The organism is Vibrio sp. 10N.222.46.A1 (genome assembly GCF_041473595.1).
Taxonomy (GTDB): Bacteria; Pseudomonadota; Gammaproteobacteria; order Enterobacterales; family Vibrionaceae; genus Vibrio; species Vibrio tasmaniensis_A.
This window is the reverse complement of record NZ_JBFRSN010000133.1, coordinates 1-3,044: the sequence shown is the minus strand read 5'-3', so window position 1 is coordinate 3,044 and position 3,044 is coordinate 1. Positions and strand designations below refer to the sequence as shown.

General features: G+C 44.2%; 2 protein-coding genes and 1 pseudogene. All 3 read right to left on the bottom strand.

The annotated features are described in order from the left end of the window. Positions 1 to 411 precede the first annotated feature (411 nt). Positions 412 to 2,052 carry a hypothetical protein gene (locus tag AB4496_RS04800; RefSeq protein ID WP_102257913.1) on the bottom strand — a complete coding sequence of 547 codons (1,641 nt, stop codon included), beginning with the start codon at positions 2,050 to 2,052 and terminating at the stop codon, positions 412 to 414. Beyond that, positions 2,049 to 2,522 carry a DNA-binding protein gene (locus AB4496_RS04795; RefSeq protein ID WP_102257914.1) on the bottom strand — a complete coding sequence of 158 codons (474 nt, stop codon included), beginning with the start codon at positions 2,520 to 2,522 and terminating at the stop codon, positions 2,049 to 2,051. The genes AB4496_RS04800 and AB4496_RS04795 overlap by 4 nt, the downstream gene beginning before the upstream one ends. Continuing rightward, positions 2,516 to 3,044: pseudogene (locus AB4496_RS04790) on the bottom strand (hypothetical protein); the annotation flags it as partial. The gene AB4496_RS04795 and the pseudogene AB4496_RS04790, both read right to left, overlap by 7 nt.

Below are 3,044 nucleotides of genomic sequence, written 5' to 3'. Positions count from 1 at the left end.
AAATAGAATAGCCTATACCTTTCAATAAGTTAACACAAAGACGCCTAATCTTTAATGATCGTTTTTTTTCAATTTACTGAAAAAAACTGAAATAATTGAAATTTTATATTGGGCAATTTATGCCATTTCTAACAACTTTAATCTATCCCGAACCCCATATAGCAAAAGGCTTCGCACCCCGTCAGTAAGGCGCTCTAAGCCCTAGTTTTTCATAACTCAAAAACTGTAAAAAAAACTGATCGAAAAACGCGCAGGCGGGTGAGGAGAGTGCGGATTTTGTCATCCGGTCTAGGTGTTTCGTCGCTCTGTGGTTGCTGTTTTCCCTGTAATGGCGTTGTTCTCATTTTGCATTGATACAGGCATAAAAAAACGCAGCCGTTTGGCTGCGTTGTTTGTGAATGATTATCTGGGTTAACTGGTTTGTGTGATTGGATCGAGTCGCCCTTTCAACTCGGAACTCTCCGTACCATGCCCTCGAATTGCGCTCGCTTGAACTGGAGCTCTCGTTGTCGCAGGGCCAGCCGCGACTCCCTTGTGCGTATGCGTAGCTAATGTCTCGGCCAACTCTTTCACTACCTGCATGAGTTCAGACAAAAGAATCAAGACATTCTCTTGCTTAGAGCCTACCCATGTTTTGGGCGACTGCAACCATTGATGTTCAGCGGCAAAGCTCCTACGCACTTTTCCTATAGCCTCTACCAATTCGCCAGCAGTAGCCGTTTGTATATTACCCAAACTCCCCAACACAATATCATCACCAGCAAGTAGATTAATCGCACCCAATGCTTCTATGAGTTTTTTACCAATCACCTCTTCAACGCTGTGTTCATCGACAACTAGATGATGCTGTCCAAACTCACCACGATAACGTTCAACCTGGTCTATCTTTTCGAACGCTCTTTGTTTTTGTGTCTGGTCAGTTTGCTGACTTATGTTGCCCGCAGCATCGATTCTATTGCTAACTTCTTCACGTTGCTGCTGCAATTGCTCACCTGGCTCTATCGACGGCAACGCATAATCACGACCATAAACACCACGAACGATAGGTCTATCGTTTCGACCATACGCGAAAGCAATTTCGACTAACGTTCCCTCAAGTGGATAGGCTAACAAACCTGATTCATGTCCACTCATGTGAACAGGCAAAGGGATCGAACGATAGACAGGTACATTACTGTCTGGGTTTAAGTCTTCATCAAGCACCTGAACATCAACCGCAAACCTTGGCCGGAATGGGTCAGCGACTTGCCCTACTGTTACCTTGTCTCTCACCGCTTCAACTCGACCAAATTTTGGCAAATGAAAACCGGCGGCCAACTCTGGAAAGTTTTGCAGTGCTTCGCGTTTCTTTGGTGGAACTTCGGATTGTTCATTTTTCCAATAAGCGGTCATTTCATCTTCAATCAAATCCACTCGATTAACTCGCTTATCGTTCATGACCCTACCCGGCCTAAGCATTGGAAACGGTACAAAAGTGACACTGTTACCACTTTGGCGACTGGTAAACTCTTCCGGCATTGGCATCGGTTTGTTATAAAAATGACTATCTTGATACGACCCGAAATAAATCCTCTGATCAGCATCTTGAAACCAAACACAGTCGAGAATAGAAAACGCTTTGGCTACTTGTTCTAAACATTGATAGCCCGTTCCTTGGCAAACAAAGTTCGGGATAGTCGTTTTGATGTAATCAACCTCTGGCAGGTTGAACTCAAGCCCGGTTAACTCAGCAAGAACACCGATCACATCCTCTGCCGTTGGATGCTCTAGGCTAACGGCCCAGCGCTTAGACAAAATACCAACCAATTCTTTTGCCGTAATTTTATGGTAGCCATTTGCTGCGGGTTGCACTTTGTCGATATACCCCTCAAACCAAGGGGCGGTTTTGCTTTCGTATCCGATATCAAAACGCACTAATTCAAACAGCTCTGGCTTCTCTTTGGCTTCAATTTCGAAGATCGCAACACTGCCTAGTGATAACTTTAAACTCACCATGTTACTCACCAGTTTTACTTCTTCACCACTGATAAACAAACGTTTCTCTAACTTCATTGAGTTGCTTCCTCTGCGTTATTCAGAGCCTGTTTAAGTCTTGTATTTTCTCGCTGTTCAGGTTTACTTTGTTCTTTAGCGCGTTGCTCTTTTTGCTCTCCCACACTGTTGTGTTCCCGCAGCTCAAAGGAAACATTCCAGGCCTGCAGTGTTTCATGCTCTCTTGCGTTGATACGACCAGTAAATTTCACATTGCGAATTTTAAGCGCCAACGCAATGTCGTTACCGATTCGATAAACTCTTCGCGTGTTGGTTTCATCTTTACTCGAAGCAAACGAATACAACTGAGTCAGCGTTTCTGCACGCGTAAAAGGAACACGACCACTAAAGGTCAATTTTTTGCCTTTATCGCCTTGCTCTGCCGTATCGGTTCCCGATGATTGACCGCTCATGTCTTGGTCTTTTAGCTCCATCGACATTTCAACTTTCATTGAATCCAAGTTAACCGGCACACCATCAAGAGCTAACATAGCAACTCCTCAAAAAAGGTCATGGGTTCATGACTAAGCAATAAGCTCACCACTGTGAATTGATGATGGTTTGGCGTATCCGCTTTGTTAAGCTGTGTTGCAATACTTTCTGCACTCCCAGTAGCGGAGAAAACATAAACATTTCCTTTTAAGTTTTTCAGCGCATTTATCTGGGTTTTAATATCACCCAACTTATTGGCTCGCTTAGCCGCAAGTGACTGTAATTTCCCAATTACATGACTTTCATCATCTGCTAAAGATTCTATTGTCGCAATTTGTGCCCCTTGCCAATGCAAAGCGTCATACAATGGTTTGGGGTTGAGTCTTGCCAAAGGTTTAAAACGAAGCTGGGTGATTGCAGCAGGTTGATAAAGTTTGTCGGTTTCATTGGTCACCTGTGCCTGAGCTTGCCTAGCCACCTGAGCCCAATCAGACAGAGGGAACACAGAAACAAGATCACTTAACTGGCTAGCAAACTGGGCTAACTGCGAAGCTGTCACCATAAACGCCACACAATGAAGA